Raw genomic sequence first — 16,384 nt, 5'->3', positions numbered from 1 at the left:
ATCGGCCTGAACGGCCTCGTCCTCAATCGCCGGACGGGCTGGGGGGGAGTGACTCAGCCCGGCGCTTCAAGCCCGGCCACCCGGCCACCCGGCCACCCGGCCACCCGGCCACCCGGCCACCCGGCCGGCCGGCCGGTTCGCCGACAGCCTGGGTGTGGCTCCGCTTGGCGATTCGAGCCCGGCCTCCTGGCCGACCGTTTCGGGTGGTGGGTGGGCATAGGCCGGGGGTCCAGGGGGCGGGGCCCCCTGGGTGTGTGCGGGCACCGGGTCAGGCCGGACCCGCCGTCTCCACCAGCGCCCGCATCACCCGTACGTCCTCGCCCATCTCCGGATGCCACTGCACTCCCAGCACCCACCCCTCCCCGGACGGCAGTTCCAGCGCCTCCACCGTGCCGTCGTCCGCGTAGGCCGACGGCACGAGCCCCTCGCCCAGGCGGTCCACGGCCTGGTGGTGGTACGACGGCACCGCCGTCTCCTCCGGCACGACAGCGGCGTACAGACTCCCCGGCACCGGCTTGACCGCATGGCTGCCGAAGACGCCCACGACCTCCGCATGACCGTCGAGGTGCTGCACCAGCGTCCCGCCCAGGGCGACGTTCAGCAGTTGCATGCCCCGGCAGATGCCGAGCAGCGGAACCCGCGCCGAGAGGGCCGCGTCGATCAGGGCCAGCTCCCAGGCGTCCCGCTCTCGCGCGGGCGGCCCGGTGCGGGGATGCGGCTCGGCGCCGTACCGTACGGGCTCCACATCCGGCCCGCCCGCGATGACCAGCCCGTCCAGCCGGGCCACGGCCTCGGCCGCGTACGCGGGGTCGTCCGGCGGAAGCATCGCCGCCAGGCCGCCCGCCCGCTGCACGAGCCGGGGATAGCCGACCGGCAGCAGCGCGGCCTCCAGTTCCCATACCCCCCAGCGCGCACCGGACTCCAGGTAGGTGCTGACACCGATCAACGGCCTGGCCACCACAACTCCCTCAACGATCGACGCCTCAGTCCCGTGTCAACTCTGCCTCGGCCGCGGCGAGCGCCGCGAACTCCTCCTCCGGCGCCTTCGCCACCAGCCGCTTCCGGCTGTACAGACCGAAGTACGCGAGGGCCACGACGTACACCGCGAGGGCGATGAACGCCGCCGTCACATCCACCAGGAACGTCGCCACCAGCGCCGCACAGGCCAGCACCAGGGCGACGGAGGAGGTCAGCACCCCGCCGGGCGTGCGGTACGGCCGCGGCAGCTCCGGCTCGCGGCGGCGCAGCACGATGTGCGACAGCGACATCAGCGCGTAGGAGATGGTCGCGCCGAAGACCGCGATGTTCAGCATCCGGGCGCCGTTCCCGGACACCGCCGCCAGCAGGAAGCCGATCGTGCCGGGCACCAGCAGGCCCAGGTACGGCGCCTTGCGGCGGCTGGTGAGGGACAGGAAGCGGGGCAGATAGCCCGCGCGGGACAGGGCGAACAGCTGGCGCGAGCCCGCGTAGATCAGGGAGAAGAACGACGCCACGAGGCCGGCCAGGCCCGCGTAGTTCACGATCCGGCTCAGCGTCGTCGCCCTGCCGTCCGGCTGGAGCGCCTCGACGAGCGGGTTGCCCGCCTCCTGGATCGCGGCCGAGCCGCGTGCTCCCGCCGCCGCGACGAAGGTCACCACCGCCAGGACGACCAGGATGCCCATCGACCAGCGGATCGCCTTCGGCAGCGTGCGGGCCGGGTCCCTGGTCTCCTCGGCGGCCAGCGGCACGCCCTCGACGCCCAGGAAGAACCACATGCCGAACGGGAACGCCGCCCAGATGCCGAGCAGGCCGAACGGAAGCCAGGAGTTCGACCCCGCGGCGGAGGAGTCGACCGGGATGTCGTCCAGCGAGGCGACCGAGAAGTCCGGCAGCGCCGCCAGCGCGAACACGATCAGGGCGGCCACCGCGATGCCGGTGACGACGAAGCTGAAGCGCAGCGCCTCGCCGACGCCCCAGAGGTGGATGCCGAGGAAGATCGCGAAGCAGACCAGGTACATCGGCCAGCCGGACTCCAGGCCGAACAGGCCCAGCGACTCGACGTAGTCGCCGATGAAGATGACGATGGCGGCGGGCGCGAGGACGTACTCGATGAGGATCGCCGTACCGGTCAGGAACCCGCCCCACGGGCCGAGCGCCCGGCGGGCGAAGCCATAGCCGCCGCCCGCCGCCGGCAGGATCGAGGACAGCTCGGCGAGGGCGAAGACCATGCACGCGTACATGGCGCCCATGAGCACCATGGCGATCGCCAGGCCCCCGAAGCCGCCCTCGGCCAGGCCGAAGTTCCAGCCCGAGTAGTCACCGGAGACGACGTAGGCGACGCCGAGTCCGGTCAGCAGCACCCAGCCGGCGCTGCCGCGGCGGAGCGCCCTGCGTTCCAGATAGTCGTCCGCCTGCGCGGCGGCGGGTGGGCTGGTGGATTCCTGGGACATGGGCAGACTCCCGAGCTCCGGCTCAATGGAATGGATCCATACCTTTTCGGTGCCGGCCCGGGGATGGCAAGACCCCTGCGTTAATCGCCCGTAAATCCTCACGTCGCCCACGGCCGGCCACGGCTCAGCCGAGAAAGCCGCGCAGCAGCGCCGCCGTCCCCGCGCAGTGCTCGCGCGTGATCTCCCGCGCCTGGTCGGCGTCGCCCTCGATCACAGCCTCCACCAGGGCCGTGTGCTGCCGCTGCGAGTGCTCCAGGTTGCGCACGAGCAGCGGGATGCAGTCGAGCAGGTCGTTCACCGTGGCCCGTACCGCCGCGTACTGCGCGGTCAGCGTCGGCGAGCCGCACAGCTCGGCCAGCGTGAGGTGCAGCAGCGTGTCCAGGCGGCGGTAGTCGGCGAGCGGCGCCTCGTGCGTGCGCGCCAGGGCCTCCCGGAGCCGCCGCGCCTGCTTGTCCTCCAGTCCGTGCACCGCGCACAGCCCGGCCGCGCCCACCTCCAGCACCTCCCGGAACCGCAGCACGTCCTCTATGTCGATCTCGGCGATCCGGCGCCGCAGCTCGTCCTCGCCGCCGGCGTCCGTGCGGGGCAGCACGAACGTGCCGCCGTACCGGCCCCGCCGCGACTCCACCAGCCCCTGGTCCTGGAGCACCTTCAGCACCTCGCGCAGCGTCACCCGGCTGATCCCCAGCCGCTCCGCCAGCTCCCGCTCGGCCGGCAGCCGCTCGCCCCCCGGCACCAGGCCCAGCCGTACGACCTGGAGGATCTGCTCCAGTGCCTCCTCGAAGCCGTTGCCCGCGCGCACCGGCCGCAGCACCGGCGTCAGCCCGTCCCGCATCTCGCCGCCAGCTTCCTCCGGCATGTGGCCGTACCCCCTTCCCAAGCAATGGTTCTCAGGAATACCTTATGGCTCCCGGCGGACCCAAGGAGCCAAGGAGGCCCTCCCGTGGCAGACCGCACACCCCCGCTGAGCGTCGAGGAACTGCACGCCCTCGTCGCCGGCGGTGAGATCGACACTGTCGTCCTGGCCTTCCCCGACATGCAAGGGCGGCTCCAGGGCAAGCGGTTCGCCGCGCGCTTCTTCCTCGACGAGGTCCTCCAGCACGGCACGGAGGGCTGCAACTACCTGCTCGCCGTCGACACCGAGATGAACACCGTCGACGGCTACGCGATGTCCTCCTGGGACCGCGGCTACGGCGACTTCGCCATGCACCCGGACCTGAGCACCCTGCGCCGCGTCCCCTGGAACGAGGGCACGGCCATGCTCCACGCCGACCTCGCCTGGAACGATGGCTCGCCCGTGGTCGCCGCACCCCGCCAGATCCTGCGCCGCCAGCTGGAGCGCCTCGCCGACCTCGGCTACACCGCCCAGGTCGGCACCGAGCTGGAGTTCATCGTCTTCAAGGACACCTACGAACAGGCCTGGGACGCCGACTACAGAGGCCTCACCCCGGCCAACCAGTACAACATCGACTACTCGGTCCTCGGCACCGGCCGCATCGAGCCTCTGCTGCGCCGCATCCGCAACGAGATGGCGGCCGCCGGCCTCACCGTGGAGTCCGCCAAGGGCGAGTGCAACCCCGGCCAGCACGAGATCGCCTTCCGCTACGACGAGGCCCTGGTCACCTGCGACCAGCACGCCGTCTACAAGACCGGCGCCAAGGAGATCGCCGCCCAGGAGGGCATGTCGATCACCTTCATGGCCAAGTACAACGAGCGCGAGGGCAACTCCTGCCACATCCACCTCTCGCTCGCCGACGCCGACGGCACCAACGCCATGGCAGGCGACGGCGAGGACGGCATGTCGGACGTCATGCGCCACTTCCTCGCCGGCCAGCTCGCCGCGCTGCGCGACTTCTCCCTCCTCTACGCCCCCAACATCAACTCCTACAAGCGGTTCCAGCCCGGCTCCTTCGCCCCGACCGCCGTCGCCTGGGGCCATGACAACCGCACCTGCGCGCTGCGCGTGGTCGGCCACGGCCGCTCGATGCGCTTCGAGAACCGGCTGCCCGGCGGCGACGTCAACCCCTACCTCGCCGTGGCCGGGCTGGTCGCGGCCGGACTGCACGGCATCGAGCAGAAGCTGGAACTGCCCGAGCCCTGCCCCGGCAACGCCTACGCCGCCGACTTCGCCCACGTCCCCACCACCCTGCGCGAGGCGGCCGAGCTCTGGGAGAACAGCCCCATCGCCCGCTCCGCCTTCGGGGACGAGGTCGTCGCGCACTACCGCAACATGGCGCGCGTCGAACTGGACGCCTTCGACGCCGCGGTGACCGACTGGGAGCTGCGCCGCTCCTTCGAACGCATGTGAGGTCCTCCTTGTCTTCCGAGCACCTTCTGGAAGTACTGAACCCCGCGACCGAGGAAGTCGTCGCCGCCATCGCCGGGGCGACCCCGGCGGACATCGACGCGGCCGTCACCCATGCCGCCAGGGCACAGCGGATCTGGGCCGCGCTCACCCCCGGCGACCGCGCCCGGCTGCTGCGCCGCTTCGCGGCCACCGTCGACGAGCACCTGGAGGAACTGGCCCGCCTGGAAGTCCGGGAGGCCGGCCACACCATCGGCAACGCCCGCTGGGAGGCCGGCAACGTCCGGGACCTGCTGGACTACGCGGCCGGGGGAGTGGAGCGGCTCACCGGCCGGCAGATCCCGGTGCCCGGCGGCCTCGACGTCACGATCCTCGAACCGCTCGGCGTCGTCGGCGTGATCGCGCCCTGGAACTTCCCCATGCCGATCGCCGCCTGGGGTACCGCCCCCGCCCTGGCGGCCGGGAACGCAGTGCTCCTCAAGCCCGCCGAGACCACCCCGCTCACCGCCCTGCGCCTGGCCGAACTCGCCCTGGAGGCCGGGCTCCCGGAGCACCTCTTCCAGGTCCTGCCCGGACACGGCGCCGTCACCGGCGACGCGCTGGTACGCCACCCAGGGGTCGCCAAGATCGTCTTCACCGGCTCCACCAGGACCGGCCGGCGGGTCGCGGCGCTCGGCGCCGAGCAGATCAAGCCGGTCACCCTCGAACTCGGCGGCAAGAGCCCGAACATCGTCTTCGCCGACGCCGACCTGAAGGCCGCCGTCGACCCCTTCTCCTTCCTGGACAACTCCGGCCAGGACTGCTGCGCCCGCACCCGCATCCTGGTCCAGGAGACGGTGTACGACGAGGTCCGCGAGCTGCTCGCCGAGACGCTGGCCGCCGTGGTGGTGGGCGACCCGGCCGACGAGAAGACCCAGATGGGCCCGCTGATCTCCCGGCAGCAACTCGACCGTGTCAAGGGGTTCGTGCCCGAGGACGCCCCGGCCCTGCGCGGCAGCGCGCCCGAGGGGCCCGGCTTCTGGTTCCCGCCGACCGTCCTCACCGAGGAGCGGCCCGACTCGGCGGCGGCCTGCGAGGAGATCTTCGGCCCGGTCGCCGTCCTGCTGCCCTTCACCGACGAGGCCGACGCGATCCGCCTCGCCAACGACACCCCGTACGGCCTCTCCGGCTCCATCTGGACCCGGGACGTCGGCCGCGCCCTGCGCGTCTCCCAGGCCGTCCGCGCCGGCAACCTGTCCGTCAACTCCCATGCCAGCGTCCGCTACTGGACCCCCTTCGGCGGCTACAAGCAGTCGGGCGTCGGCCGCGAGCTCGGCCCCGAGGCCCTGGCCGCCTTCACCGAAACCAAGAACGTCTTCATCAGCACGGAGGGCCCCGCACAGTGACCGCTCAGGAAAGCATCTGCCGCCGGCTGGTCGGCCGCACCGCCGTCGTCACCGGAGCCGGCAGCGGCATCGGCCTCGCCGCCGCCCGCCGCCTCGCCTCCGAAGGAGCGCACGTCGTCTGCGGCGACGTCGACGACGCACGCGGCAAGGCGGCCGCCGAGGAGACCGGCGGCATCTTCGTGAAGGTGGACGTCACCGACCCCGAGCAGGTCGAGGCCCTCTTCAGGACGGCCCACGACACCTACGGCAGCGTCGACATCGCCTTCAACAACGCCGGCATCTCCCCGCCCGACGACGACTCCATCCTGGAGACCGGCCTGGAGGCCTGGAAGCGCGTCCAGGAGGTCAACCTCACCTCCGTCTACCTCTGCTGCAAGGCCGCCATCCCGTACATGCAACGCCAGGGCAGGGGCTCGATCATCAACACGGCGTCCTTCGTGGCCAGGATGGGCGCCGCCACCAGCCAGATCTCGTACACGGCGTCCAAGGGCGGCGTCCTCGCCATGTCCCGTGAGCTGGGCGTGCAGTTCGCCCGCGAGGGCATCCGGGTCAACGCCCTGTGCCCCGGCCCGGTCAACACCCCGCTCCTCCAGGAGCTGTTCGCCAAGGACCCGGAGCGTGCCGCGCGCCGCCTGGTGCACATCCCGCTGGGCCGGTTCGCCGAGGCCGAGGAGATCGCCGCGGCCGTGGCCTTCCTCGCCAGCGACGACTCCTCCTTCGTGAACGCCACCGACTTCCTGGTCGACGGCGGGATCGCGGGGGCGTACGTCACACCCCTGTAGGAGCCGTGCCCGGACGGCCGGGCTCTCGCTCTACAGTGCCGGGATGAGCATGACGCCACCGCCCGGCTGGTACCCCGACCCGCACGGCCCCCATCTGGAACGCTGGTGGGACGGCACGGCCTGGACCGAGCACCGCCGCGCGCCCGAGGCCCCCACGGTCCCGGTGCCTCCGCCCCCGGGCGGCGGCACCGGCCGCGCCAAGGCCGTCGCCCTCATCGCCGCCGGAGCCGTCCTCGTCGCGGCGATCGTCACCGGAGCCGTCGTGCTGAGCGACGACGGGGAGGGCGCGCAGACACGGACGGCCCCGACGTCCGCGCCCCCGGCCCCGAACGGCCCGTCGGCGACGACCCCCGAGGCGTCCCCGTCCACGTCCGAGCCGTCCGCCGACGACCCGGCCGTCGTCGAGGACCAGCTCAACGGCGTCACCTACCCGCTGCTCGACGGCTGGGTCCGGCCGCAGTACGTGGCCCAGGACGACGTCGTCATGACGACCGACGGCACCTACGACTGCCCCGGCGGCGTCGGCCTGTGCCGCCACGGCATGGTCTTCTCCCGCACGGTGACCGAGAACGACGAGAAGTCCCCCGAGGCTCTCGCCAAGGCGGACATCGAGGACGCGGCCGACGAGGCCTACGACCGCGACACGCTCGGCCGCGAGCTCTACGGGGGCATCGAGTCGCACCAGCAGGTCAAGTCCGGGCCGGTCGCGGTGGCGGGCCGCGCCGGGTACCTCGTGCGCTGGCGCGTGCGGACCGCCAAGGGGCCGGGCGGCTACGTCCAGTCGCTCGTCTTCCCGTCCAGCGTCGGCACCGAGTCGCCCGTCCTCGTCCGCTACGTCTTCGACGCGGGCGAGGACGGACCGCCGCTCGCCGACATGGACCGCATCACCAAGGGCATCCGGCCGTTCGGCGACGCGGACCCGGGCGGCGGCGTGGGCAGCAGCATCGGCCCGTCTGACTGACGCCTAGAGGAACGTGAGGCCCTCGCCGCGGTACGTCGGCACGGTCGCCGTCACCGCGTCGCCCTCGACCAGGTGCAGCACGTCGAACCGCTCGCACAGTTCACCGGCCTTCGCGTGCCGGAACCACACCTTGTCACCGATCAGCAGGTCGTCGGCGGGCGAGCCGAGCAGCGGGGTCTGCACCTCACCGGCCCCCTCCTGAGGGTCGTAGCGCAGCCCCTCCGGCAGATACGGCACGGGCAGCCGGTCGGGCCCGGCCGCGCCGGAGGCGGGATACCCGCCACCGAGGACCGTCACCACTCCCACCCCCGGCCGCCGTACGACGGGCTGGGCGAAGAGGGCCGCCGGACGGCCGCTGAACGACGTGTAGTTGTCGAACAGCCGCGGCACGTACAGCCCCGACCCGGCGCCGATCTCGGTCACCGCGTCCTCGGCCGCCGTGTGCTGCACCGAGCCGGTGCCACCGCCGTTGACGAACTCCAGCCCCGGCGCGACGGCGCGCACCGCCCGCACCACCTCCGCCCGCCTCTCGGCGAGTTCACGCTTGGCGGCGGCCTGCATCAGCCGGATGGCACGGGACCGCAGCGGACGCCCGGCCACGGCGTCCCCGACACCGGCGACATGCCCCTCGTACGCCATGATCCCCACAACCTCGAAGCCCGGCCGGCGGGCCACGGCCCGCGCCACGTCGGCGACCTGGGCGGGGGAGTGCAGCGGCGAACGCCGGGCCCCGACCCGCACCCGCCCGCCGAGCAGCTTCAGGGAGGTGTCCAACTCCAGGCAGACGCGCACGACTTCACGCCCGCCGCCCCGCGAGGCGTCGATCAGATCCAGCTGGGCGACGTCGTCGACCATCACGGTCACGGCGGCGGCGAGCTTGGGATCACCGGCGAGTTCGGCGTACGCGGACCGGTCGGCGGACGGGTAGGCGAGCAGCACGTCGTCGAACCCCGAGCGCGCCAGCCACAGCGACTCGGCGAGGGTGAACGACATGATCCCCGCGAAACCGTCCCGGGCCAGGACGCGTTCCAGCAGCGCCCGGCACCGCACGGACTTGCTGGCGACCCGGACGGGCTTGCCCCCGGCGCGACGGACCAGGTCGGCGGCGTTGGCGTCGAAGGCGTCCAGGTCCACGATCGCGAGGGGGGCGTCGAGATGGGCGGTGGCCCGGTCGTAACGGGCCCGGTCGGAGGCGCGCGCAGTCATGAACGCAGCCTGCCAGACAGGATTACCGCAGGGTAGGGGGACGTTCCGGGCAGATGCCCCGGGCTCGCGGACTGGTTCCCGTTCGCGCAGGAACAAGCCGTAGAGTGACGCGCACGTACGGCGGAGCGACGCCGGCCGGATTTCCGCGCCGGGATGACGCTCCATCCGTACGGGTATGTGTGCCCGGGACGACTCAGTGCCGGGCCTCGGGCAGGACGACACGGCCCGCGCGGTACGCAGCGGCCCGGGTACGAGGAAACGGGGGGTGCATGAGCACGGAAGCGCAGCGTGCCTCTTTCCCCCCACGCCCTTCACACCCCCCCGCCCCGGCCGAGAACGCCCAGGCGGCACCTTCCGACCCCTCGCCCGGGCGCGACACGGACTCGTCGGGTCCTCGGGGCGACGGCACGGCTCCCTCCGACAGGGCCGGCACCTCGAACAGCGGCCGCCCTCGTTTCCCCAGCTTCAGCGACATGACCCGGCACGCGGAGCCGACTGCGCCCCGGCGCCCCGAGCCAACTGCGCCCTGGCGTACCGAGCCTGCTGCTCCCAGCGGGAGCGAGCCTGCTGGGCCCCGGCGTGGCGAGTCCGGCGCTGCTGGGCGTGGCAAGTCTGGGGCTCCCCGCGGTGGCGAGTCTCCCGGCCATGGCGCGTCCGACGTTCCCCGTGGTGGCGAGTCCGCTGCTCCCCGGCGTGACGAGCCCGCCGCGTTCCGGCGTACTGAGCCCGACGCTCCCCGCGGTGGCGAGCCTGTTGTCCCCGGGCGTGGCGAGTACGGCACGTCCTGGCGTGCCCAGTCCGCTGCTCCCCGCAGTAGCGAGCCTGCTGCTCCACGCCAGAGCGAGCCCACCGCCCCCCGGCGTGCCGAGCCGGCCGCTCCGCCCCCGCCCCGCGCCTCCGACCGGTTCCCGGATGCGGAGCCCGGCGTCGGTCGCGTGACGCGACCCGCGTCGAACAGGTCGTCCACGCCGCCCGACGCCCCTCCGCGGCCGCGTCACCTGCCCACACAGGGCTCGCCCGGCCGGCCGGGGTACGCCCCTGCGTCACGCCGTACCGGCGCCCCTGGCGAGAACTCCTCCGAGACGACCGCACGCCTGCGACCGGTCCCCGGCGACCCGTCGCCCTCCGGGCCTGCTGAATCCTTCGGCCGCCCCGGTTCCACGCGGCCCGTTGTTCCGCCGCGCCCCTCGCGGGCGCCAGAGGCCACTGCCGACCCCACCACCGGGCGTGGCATGCGTAGGCCCACCGGCGTCTCTCCCGACCCGTCCCTCTCCTGGAACGCACCCGCGACCTCCGGGACGCGCCCCGTCGTGTCCTTCGGGGAGCCCGAGGGATACGACGGCGTCGCGCGGCCCCGGCCGCTCGGGCGGCGCGGGGCGTCCCAGGCCGCCGCTGCCGCCGTCTGTCTCGTGCTCGGGCTGGGACTCATCTCGGGCGCGGTCACCGGGAGCTGGCTCGTGGGGGACCCCGGGGAGGAGGGCACGCGCAGCACCTTCGCCGCGGCCGGCAGCCTCTGGCACAGCGTGCCCGTCGACCAGCTGTTCCCGCCCACCGTGCAGGGCCAGGGCGCCGGCCCCGGCGGAGCCGACCGCACCTGGACCCGGATCGCCGTCGCCCCGGACAGCGGCTGCAAGGACGCCTTCGCCCCCCTGCTGCGCAAGGCCCTCGCCCCCGTCGGCTGCGAACGCCTCCTGCGTGCCACCTACACCGACGCCACCGAGAGCTACGTGACCACCGTCGGCCTCCTCTTCACCACGGCCGACGCCCCGGGCATGACCGCCCTCGCGAACCGTTTCCGCAAGGAGCGCCTGGACCGCCGCAGCGACCTGATGCCGCTGCCGTACGCCGCGAAGGACACGCCCGCCGCCCGCTTCGGCCCGGAGCAGCGCGCCGCCTGGACCGTCTCCGTGCTGACCGAGGCCCCGGTCGTCGTCTACGCCGTCTCCGGCTGGGCCGACGGCCGTAGCGTCGACGACCCGCAGCCCGCCGGGGACGCCATGGAGTCCGGCGCCACCACCGCCCCCGCCCAGGCCGGCCTCGGCAACGAGGCCCGGGGCCTCGCCGACCGCGTCGAACGCGGCCTGCGCAAGAACGTCCGCTCGGCCACGGAGCAGCCGTCGTGAAAACCACCAGGAAACCGGCCGGGAAAACCACCAGGAAACCGGCCGGCAGAGCCGCCGGGGCCGGCCGGTCCGCGGCGCTGAGCGTGCTGCTCGCCGCCGGGCTCGTCCTCCTGCCCGCCACCACCGCTCACGCCGACGGCATCCGCGCCCAGCAGTGGGCCCTGGACGCTATGCACACCCAGGAGGCCTGGCGGACCACGAAGGGCGACGGCGTCACGGTCGCCGTCCTGGACACCGGCGTCGAGGCCGACCACCCCGACCTGATCGGCAACGTCCTCACCGGCAAGGACCTGGTCGGCTTCGGAGCCGAACCCGGCGACCGCGCCTGGGCCCGGCACGGCACGGCCATGGCCGGCATCATCGCCGGGCACGGCCACGGCCCGGGCGACGCGGACGGCGTCCTCGGCATCGCCCCCGAGGCGAAGATCCTCCCCGTCCGCGTGATCCTGGAGGACGGCGACCCCTCCCGCGCCAAGGCCCGCAGCACCCGCGGCAACGCCCTCGCCGACGGCATCCGCTGGGCCGCCGACCACGGCGCCGACGTCATCAACCTCTCCCTCGGCGACGACTCCGCCTCCGCGCACCCGGAACCCGCCGAGGACCAGGCCATCCAGTACGCCCTGAAGAAGGGCGTGATCGTCGTCGCCTCCGCAGGCAACGGCGGCGAGAAGGGCGACCGCATCTCCTACCCGGCCGCCTACCCGGGCGTCATCGCCGCCACCGCCGTCGACCGCGCCGGAACCCGCGCCCCCTTCTCCACCCGCCGCTGGTACGCCACGGTCAGCGCCCCCGGCGTCGACGTCGTCATCGCCGACCCCGACCACAAGTACTACGAGGGCTGGGGCACCAGCGCCGCCGCCGCCTTCGTCTCCGGCGCCGCCGCCCTGGTCAAGGCCGCCCACCCCGATCTGACCCCGGCCCAGGTCAAGTCGCTCCTGGAGGACACCGCCCGCAACGCCCCGGCCGCGGGCCGCGACGACTCCCGCGGCTTCGGCTTCGTCGACCCGGCCGCCGCCATCAAGGCCGCCGGCCGGCTGAAGCCGCAGGGCCTCCACTCGGCGGCGTACGGCGCGACGTACTTCGGCAGCGGCCCGGACGCCACCGGCACCGGCGACGACACCGCCGACTGGGCCGCCCCCCTCGCGGGCAGCGCCGGCGGCGTCCTGCTGGTCGCCGCCGTGGTCCTGTGGCGCGGCCGCCGCACGCGCCCCGACGCGTTCTAGCCGGGCACGAGACCCTCCGGCCGCCGCCCGGCAGGACCGCCCGCCGAAGCGGCGGCACCCGGCCTATAGGGTCGACGATCGTGGCGAACAAGAACATCCCCGACTCCGGCTTCTCCGACGACGACGGTTCCGCCGACCCCCGGCTGAGCGCGGCACTCGCCGCCTGGTCGGAAGACCGCAGTGCCGTGGGCCCGGTCCTCGACGCCCTCAAGGGCGCCCGGCTGCTCGTCCCCGTCGTGGCCGTGCTCGGCGAGGTCGAGGAGGACGAGCGGGGACTGCGCCGCGAGAAGACCAGCGACATGGCCGTACCGACCCTGAAGGCCGGGAACCGCACCGCGCTGCCCGCCTTCACCTCCACCGACTCCCTCGCCCGCTGGGACCCGGCGGCCCGCCCCGTCGCCGTACCCCTGCACCAGGCCCTCCAGGCCGCCGCTCACGAGAAGGCGGACACGGTCGTGCTCGACCTGGCCGGGCCCGTGCCCTTCGAACTGACCGGGCCCGCCCTGCTCGCCCTCGCGGAGGGCCGTGCGACCACCGACCCGCTCGCCGACCCGGCCGTCGTCGGGGCCGTACGCGACGCCGTGGCCGCCGAGCCCGCCGTCCTGCGCGCCCACCTCGGCCCGGGCCAGGCCGACGGCACCCTCGCCCTGGTCCTGGACCCGGCCGCCGCCCCCGCCGAAACCGCCCAGGCGGTCGCCCGGCGTCTCGCCGCCGACGAGACACTGAGGGCCCGCCTGGTACGCGGCCTCGACCTGGCACTGCTGCCGGCCGGGGCGACGCCACCGGGCGAGCCCTTGTACGAACGCTGAAGGACCTGCGTACCGGCTAGCCGTAGACCGGTCCCGTGTACTTCTCGCCCGGCCCCTTGCCCGGCTCGTCCGGGACGAGCGACGCCTCGCGGAACGCCAGCTGGAGCGACTTCAGGCCGTCGCGCAGGGGCGACGCGTGGAACGAGCTGATCTCGGTGGCGGACGCGTCCAGCAGGCCGGCCAGCGCGTGCACCAGCTTGCGGGCCTCGTCCAGGTCCTTGTGCTGGGCGCCCTCCTCGGTCAGACCGAGCTTCACCGCGGCGGCGCTCATCAGGTTGACGGCGACCGTCACGATCACCTCGACCGCCGGGACCTCGGCGATGTCGCGGGCCATGGCGTCGAAGTCGGGGGACTCAGGAGGGGTCTCACTCATGCCCCACACGATAGGCGCAGGCCGGGCGTGCGCCGTACCGGGCCCCGGGGCGCCACGATTGGCCGTTCCTGGCCCATGCTGGTAATCTCGTGTAACGACCGGTCGGACCCGTATGCCTCCTGGCCCGCGAGCCCGACCCACAAGTGGAGGCTTTCGAACTCCCACCTGACCGCCCCCAGGGCGGCGGGTCACCGGTCAGACGGTCCCGTCCCAGCGGCGGCGATCCGTCCGAAATCGCGCCCCGCGGCTCCCCGCGGCGGTGCTCCGGTAGTTCGAGGAGCCCCGCCTGGGAATCGTCCGGGGCATTTTTTGTGCTTCGACGCGGTTAGGTCTATCGAATAGAGACGTTACGCGGCCGTCCGCCAGACCGTCGCGTGGTGCTACCGAGGAGGATCCATCAGCGCCGAGCCCCGCATCAACGACCGGATTCGCGTTCCCGAGGTGCGACTTGTCGGTCCCAGTGGCGAGCAGGTGGGCATCGTCCCCCTGGCCAAGGCACTGGAGCTTGCGCAGGAGTACGACCTGGACCTGGTCGAGGTCGCGGCGAACGCCCGTCCGCCCGTGTGCAAGCTCATGGACTACGGGAAGTTCAAGTACGAGTCGGCCATGAAGGCCCGTGAGGCGCGCAAGAACCAGGCGCACACGGTCATCAAGGAGATGAAGCTCCGGCCGAAGATCGACCCGCACGACTATGACACCAAGAAGGGTCACGTCGTTCGGTTCCTCAAGCAGGGCGACAAGGTCAAGATCACGATCATGTTCCGTGGTCGCGAGCAGTCCCGGCCCGAGCTGGGCTACCGACTGCTCCAGCGGCTCGCGGAGGACGTCCAGGACCTCGGTTTCGTCGAGTCGAACCCGAAGCAGGACGGCCGAAACATGATCATGGTTCTCGGTCCGCACAAGAAGAAGACCGAGGCGATGGCCGAGGCTCGCCAGGCGCAGGAGGCCCGCAAGGCTGAGGCGAAGGCCAACCCCGGCAAGTCGCAGAACGCCGCTGAGGCCGAGTTCGCCGAGGACACCGAGGCTCCGGCCGAGGCTTCCGCCGACGCGTGATCCCGGGGGACGCGAGTCCCCAGGAAGCAACCGAAACAAGACGACGCTCCACCGTGCCCGGTTTCGCGACCGGGCACCGGAGCGCCACCGACGAGGAGAGTACGGCGCTATGCCGAAGAACAAGTCGCACAGCGGGTCCAGGAAGCGCTTCAAGGTCACCGGCTCCGGCAAGGTGCTCCGTGAGCGCGCCGGCAAGCGCCACCTGCTCGAGCACAAGTCGTCCCGTGTGACGCGTCGCCTCACCGGCAACGCCGAGATGGCCCCGGGCGACGCCAAGAAGATCAAGAAGCTTCTCGGCAAGTGACGTTCCGGCGCGCAAGCGCCGTACGTCAGGACCGGGACCCAATCGATACCGGGCCGTGTGAGGACCACCGCGGCCCCGCTACAAGGAGTTAAAAAGTGGCACGCGTCAAGCGGGCAGTGAACGCCCACAAGAAGCGCCGGGCGATCCTCGAGCAGGCCTCCGGCTACCGCGGTCAGCGTTCGCGTCTGTACCGCAAGGCCAAGGAGCAGGTCACCCACTCGCTGGTCTACAACTACAACGACCGCAAGAAGCGCAAGGGTGACTTCCGCCAGCTGTGGATCCAGCGCATCAACGCCGCTGCCCGCGCCAACGGCATGACCTACAACCGCTTCATCCAGGGTCTCAAGGCCGCGAACATCGAGGTCGACCGCAAGATCCTGGCGGAGCTGGCCGTCAACGACGCCGGTGCGTTCGCCGCGCTCGTCGAGGTCGCCCAGAAGGCGCTGCCGAGCGACGTCAACGCCCCCAAGGCGGCCTGACGCGGCTCCGAGCCGATGTGACGAAAGGACCCGCAGGCCCGAGCGGCCTGCGGGTCCTGCTGTGCAGCCAGCTACTGAGAAAGCGAACGCAATGCCCCCCGCCACTCCCGAGCTCATCTCTCCCCGTTCCCCCCGCGTCCTGGCGGCGCGGCGGCTGGCGAAGCGGAACTTCCGGGGGAAGGAGCGGCTGTTCCTCGCCGAGGGGCCGCAAGCGGTGCGGGAAGCGGCCGGGCACCTGGCCGGGGGCGCGGCCACGCTCGTGGAGCTGTTCGCCACGCTGGAGGCCGCCGAGCGGTACGCCGACATCGTGGGGGCGGCCCGGGACGCCGGCGCCCGGGTGCACCTCGCCGCCGAGCAGGTCATCGCCGACATCTCCACCACCGTCACCCCGCAGGGCCTCGTCGGCGTCTGCCGGTTCCTGGACACACCCTTCGAGGAGGTCCTCGCGGCGCGCCCCCGGCTCGTCGCCCTCCTCGCCAACGTCCGCGACCCGGGCAACGCCGGGACCGTGCTGCGCTGCGCCGACGCCGCCGGTGCCGAGGCCGTCGTCCTGACCGACGCCTCCGTCGACGTGTACAACCCCAAGGCCGTCCGCGCCTCCGTCGGCTCCCTGTTCCACCTGCCCGTCGCCGTCGGCGTCCCCGTGGCGCACGCTGTCGAAGGACTGCGGGCCGCCGGTGTGCGCGTCCTCGCCGCCGACGGGGCCGGCGACCGCGACCTCGACGACGAGCTCGACAAGGGCACCATGGGCGGGCCGACCGCCTGGGTCTTCGGGAACGAGGCCTGGGGCCTGCCGGAGGAGACCCGTGCCCTCACGGACGCCGTCGTCCGCGTCCCGATCCACGGGAAGGCCGAGAGTCTGAACCTCGCCACCGCCGCCGCCGTATGTCTCTATGCGTCGGCGCGTGCACAGCGCGCCGCCGGAGGGTGCCGCTCCGTCACCGGGAACTAG

The 16,384-nt window shown here is 73.0% G+C and carries 16 protein-coding genes; 11 read left to right on the top strand and 5 right to left on the bottom strand.

All coding sequences use genetic code 11. The features are described from left to right. Nucleotides 1–268: 268 nt before the first annotated feature. From QF034_RS07510 to QF034_RS07500, 3 genes are all read right to left on the bottom strand, one after another. Nucleotides 269–961 carry a gamma-glutamyl-gamma-aminobutyrate hydrolase family protein gene (locus tag QF034_RS07510; RefSeq protein WP_307174185.1) on the bottom strand — a complete coding sequence of 231 codons (693 nt, stop codon included), beginning with the start codon at nt 959–961 and terminating at the stop codon, nt 269–271. A gap of 22 nt (nt 962–983) precedes the next feature. Further along, nucleotides 984–2,429 (bottom strand): ethanolamine permease, encoded by a 1,446-nt coding sequence (gene eat, locus QF034_RS07505; protein ID WP_307174184.1) that lies wholly within the window; start codon nt 2,427–2,429, stop codon nt 984–986. 124 nt (nt 2,430–2,553) lie between these two features. Then, nucleotides 2,554–3,288: a FadR/GntR family transcriptional regulator gene (locus QF034_RS07500; RefSeq protein ID WP_307174183.1), complete on the bottom strand. Its 735-nt coding sequence runs from the start codon at nt 3,286–3,288 to the stop codon at nt 2,554–2,556. A gap of 84 nt (nt 3,289–3,372) precedes the next feature. On the opposite strand from QF034_RS07500, the gene QF034_RS07495 reads away from it, so the two are divergent. From QF034_RS07495 to QF034_RS07480, 4 genes are read left to right on the top strand one after another with little or no spacing between them, the layout of a single operon-like run. Then, nucleotides 3,373–4,737 (top strand): glutamine synthetase family protein, encoded by a 1,365-nt coding sequence (locus QF034_RS07495; protein ID WP_307174182.1) that lies wholly within the window; start codon nt 3,373–3,375, stop codon nt 4,735–4,737. Between the two features lie 8 nt (nt 4,738–4,745). Next, the gene (locus tag QF034_RS07490) at nt 4,746–6,119 is read left to right on the top strand and encodes an aldehyde dehydrogenase family protein (RefSeq protein ID WP_307174181.1); all 1,374 of its coding nucleotides are present in this window, start codon (nt 4,746–4,748) and stop codon (nt 6,117–6,119) included. After that, the gene (locus tag QF034_RS07485; protein ID WP_307174180.1) at nt 6,116–6,901 is read left to right on the top strand and encodes a 3-oxoacyl-ACP reductase; all 786 of its coding nucleotides are present in this window, start codon (nt 6,116–6,118) and stop codon (nt 6,899–6,901) included. Before QF034_RS07490 ends, QF034_RS07485 begins: the two co-directional genes overlap by 4 nt. Before the next feature lie 49 nt (nt 6,902–6,950). Beyond that, on the top strand, nt 6,951–7,862 hold the full coding sequence (locus QF034_RS07480; RefSeq protein WP_307179825.1) for a DUF2510 domain-containing protein: 912 nt from the start codon (nt 6,951–6,953) through the stop codon (nt 7,860–7,862). A 3-nt stretch (nt 7,863–7,865) separates the two neighbouring features. On the opposite strand, the gene QF034_RS07475 is transcribed toward QF034_RS07480, so the two are convergent. Further along, nucleotides 7,866–9,068, bottom strand: a complete 1,203-nt coding sequence (locus QF034_RS07475; protein WP_307174179.1) for an amino acid deaminase/aldolase — start codon at nt 9,066–9,068, stop codon at nt 7,866–7,868. 1,310 nt (nt 9,069–10,378) lie between these two features. Between QF034_RS07475 and QF034_RS07470 the strand changes: the two genes are divergently transcribed. The 3 genes from QF034_RS07470 to QF034_RS07460 all read left to right on the top strand — a co-directional run bounded on the left by QF034_RS07470 (nt 10,379) and on the right by QF034_RS07460 (nt 13,223). Then, the gene (locus QF034_RS07470) at nt 10,379–11,191 is read left to right on the top strand and encodes a hypothetical protein (RefSeq protein WP_307179824.1); all 813 of its coding nucleotides are present in this window, start codon (nt 10,379–10,381) and stop codon (nt 11,189–11,191) included. A gap of 77 nt (nt 11,192–11,268) precedes the next feature. Beyond that, nucleotides 11,269–12,414: a type VII secretion-associated serine protease mycosin gene (gene mycP / locus QF034_RS07465; RefSeq protein WP_307179823.1), complete on the top strand. Its 1,146-nt coding sequence runs from the start codon at nt 11,269–11,271 to the stop codon at nt 12,412–12,414. 80 nt (nt 12,415–12,494) lie between these two features. Next, nucleotides 12,495–13,223 carry an SseB family protein gene (locus QF034_RS07460; RefSeq protein ID WP_307174178.1) on the top strand — a complete coding sequence of 243 codons (729 nt, stop codon included), beginning with the start codon at nt 12,495–12,497 and terminating at the stop codon, nt 13,221–13,223. Between the two features lie 16 nt (nt 13,224–13,239). Here QF034_RS07460 and QF034_RS07455 read toward each other — a convergent pair whose 3' ends face one another. Then, nucleotides 13,240–13,596 (bottom strand): DUF1844 domain-containing protein, encoded by a 357-nt coding sequence (locus QF034_RS07455; RefSeq protein WP_082319848.1) that lies wholly within the window; start codon nt 13,594–13,596, stop codon nt 13,240–13,242. A 396-nt stretch (nt 13,597–13,992) separates the two neighbouring features. Between QF034_RS07455 and infC the strand changes: the two genes are divergently transcribed. The 4 genes from infC (at nt 13,993) to QF034_RS07435 (ending at nt 16,384) form a co-directional block, all read left to right on the top strand. Next, nucleotides 13,993–14,649, top strand: coding sequence for a translation initiation factor IF-3 (gene infC, locus QF034_RS07450; RefSeq protein ID WP_307179822.1), 657 nt, complete (start codon nt 13,993–13,995; stop codon nt 14,647–14,649). A 109-nt stretch (nt 14,650–14,758) separates the two neighbouring features. Beyond that, nucleotides 14,759–14,953 (top strand): 50S ribosomal protein L35, encoded by a 195-nt coding sequence (gene rpmI / locus QF034_RS07445; protein ID WP_306968503.1) that lies wholly within the window; start codon nt 14,759–14,761, stop codon nt 14,951–14,953. Nucleotides 14,954–15,048: 95 nt separating this feature from the next. Next, nucleotides 15,049–15,432 (top strand): 50S ribosomal protein L20, encoded by a 384-nt coding sequence (gene rplT / locus QF034_RS07440; RefSeq protein WP_010045263.1) that lies wholly within the window; start codon nt 15,049–15,051, stop codon nt 15,430–15,432. 91 nt (nt 15,433–15,523) lie between these two features. Beyond that, the gene (locus QF034_RS07435; RefSeq protein ID WP_307174177.1) at nt 15,524–16,384 is read left to right on the top strand and encodes a TrmH family RNA methyltransferase; all 861 of its coding nucleotides are present in this window, start codon (nt 15,524–15,526) and stop codon (nt 16,382–16,384) included.

Source organism: Streptomyces africanus, assembly GCF_030816955.1.
Taxonomy (GTDB): Bacteria; Actinomycetota; Actinomycetes; order Streptomycetales; family Streptomycetaceae; genus Streptomyces; species Streptomyces africanus.
The sequence above is the reverse complement of the archived record's forward strand: the minus strand, read 5'-3'. Positions and strand labels throughout refer to the sequence as shown.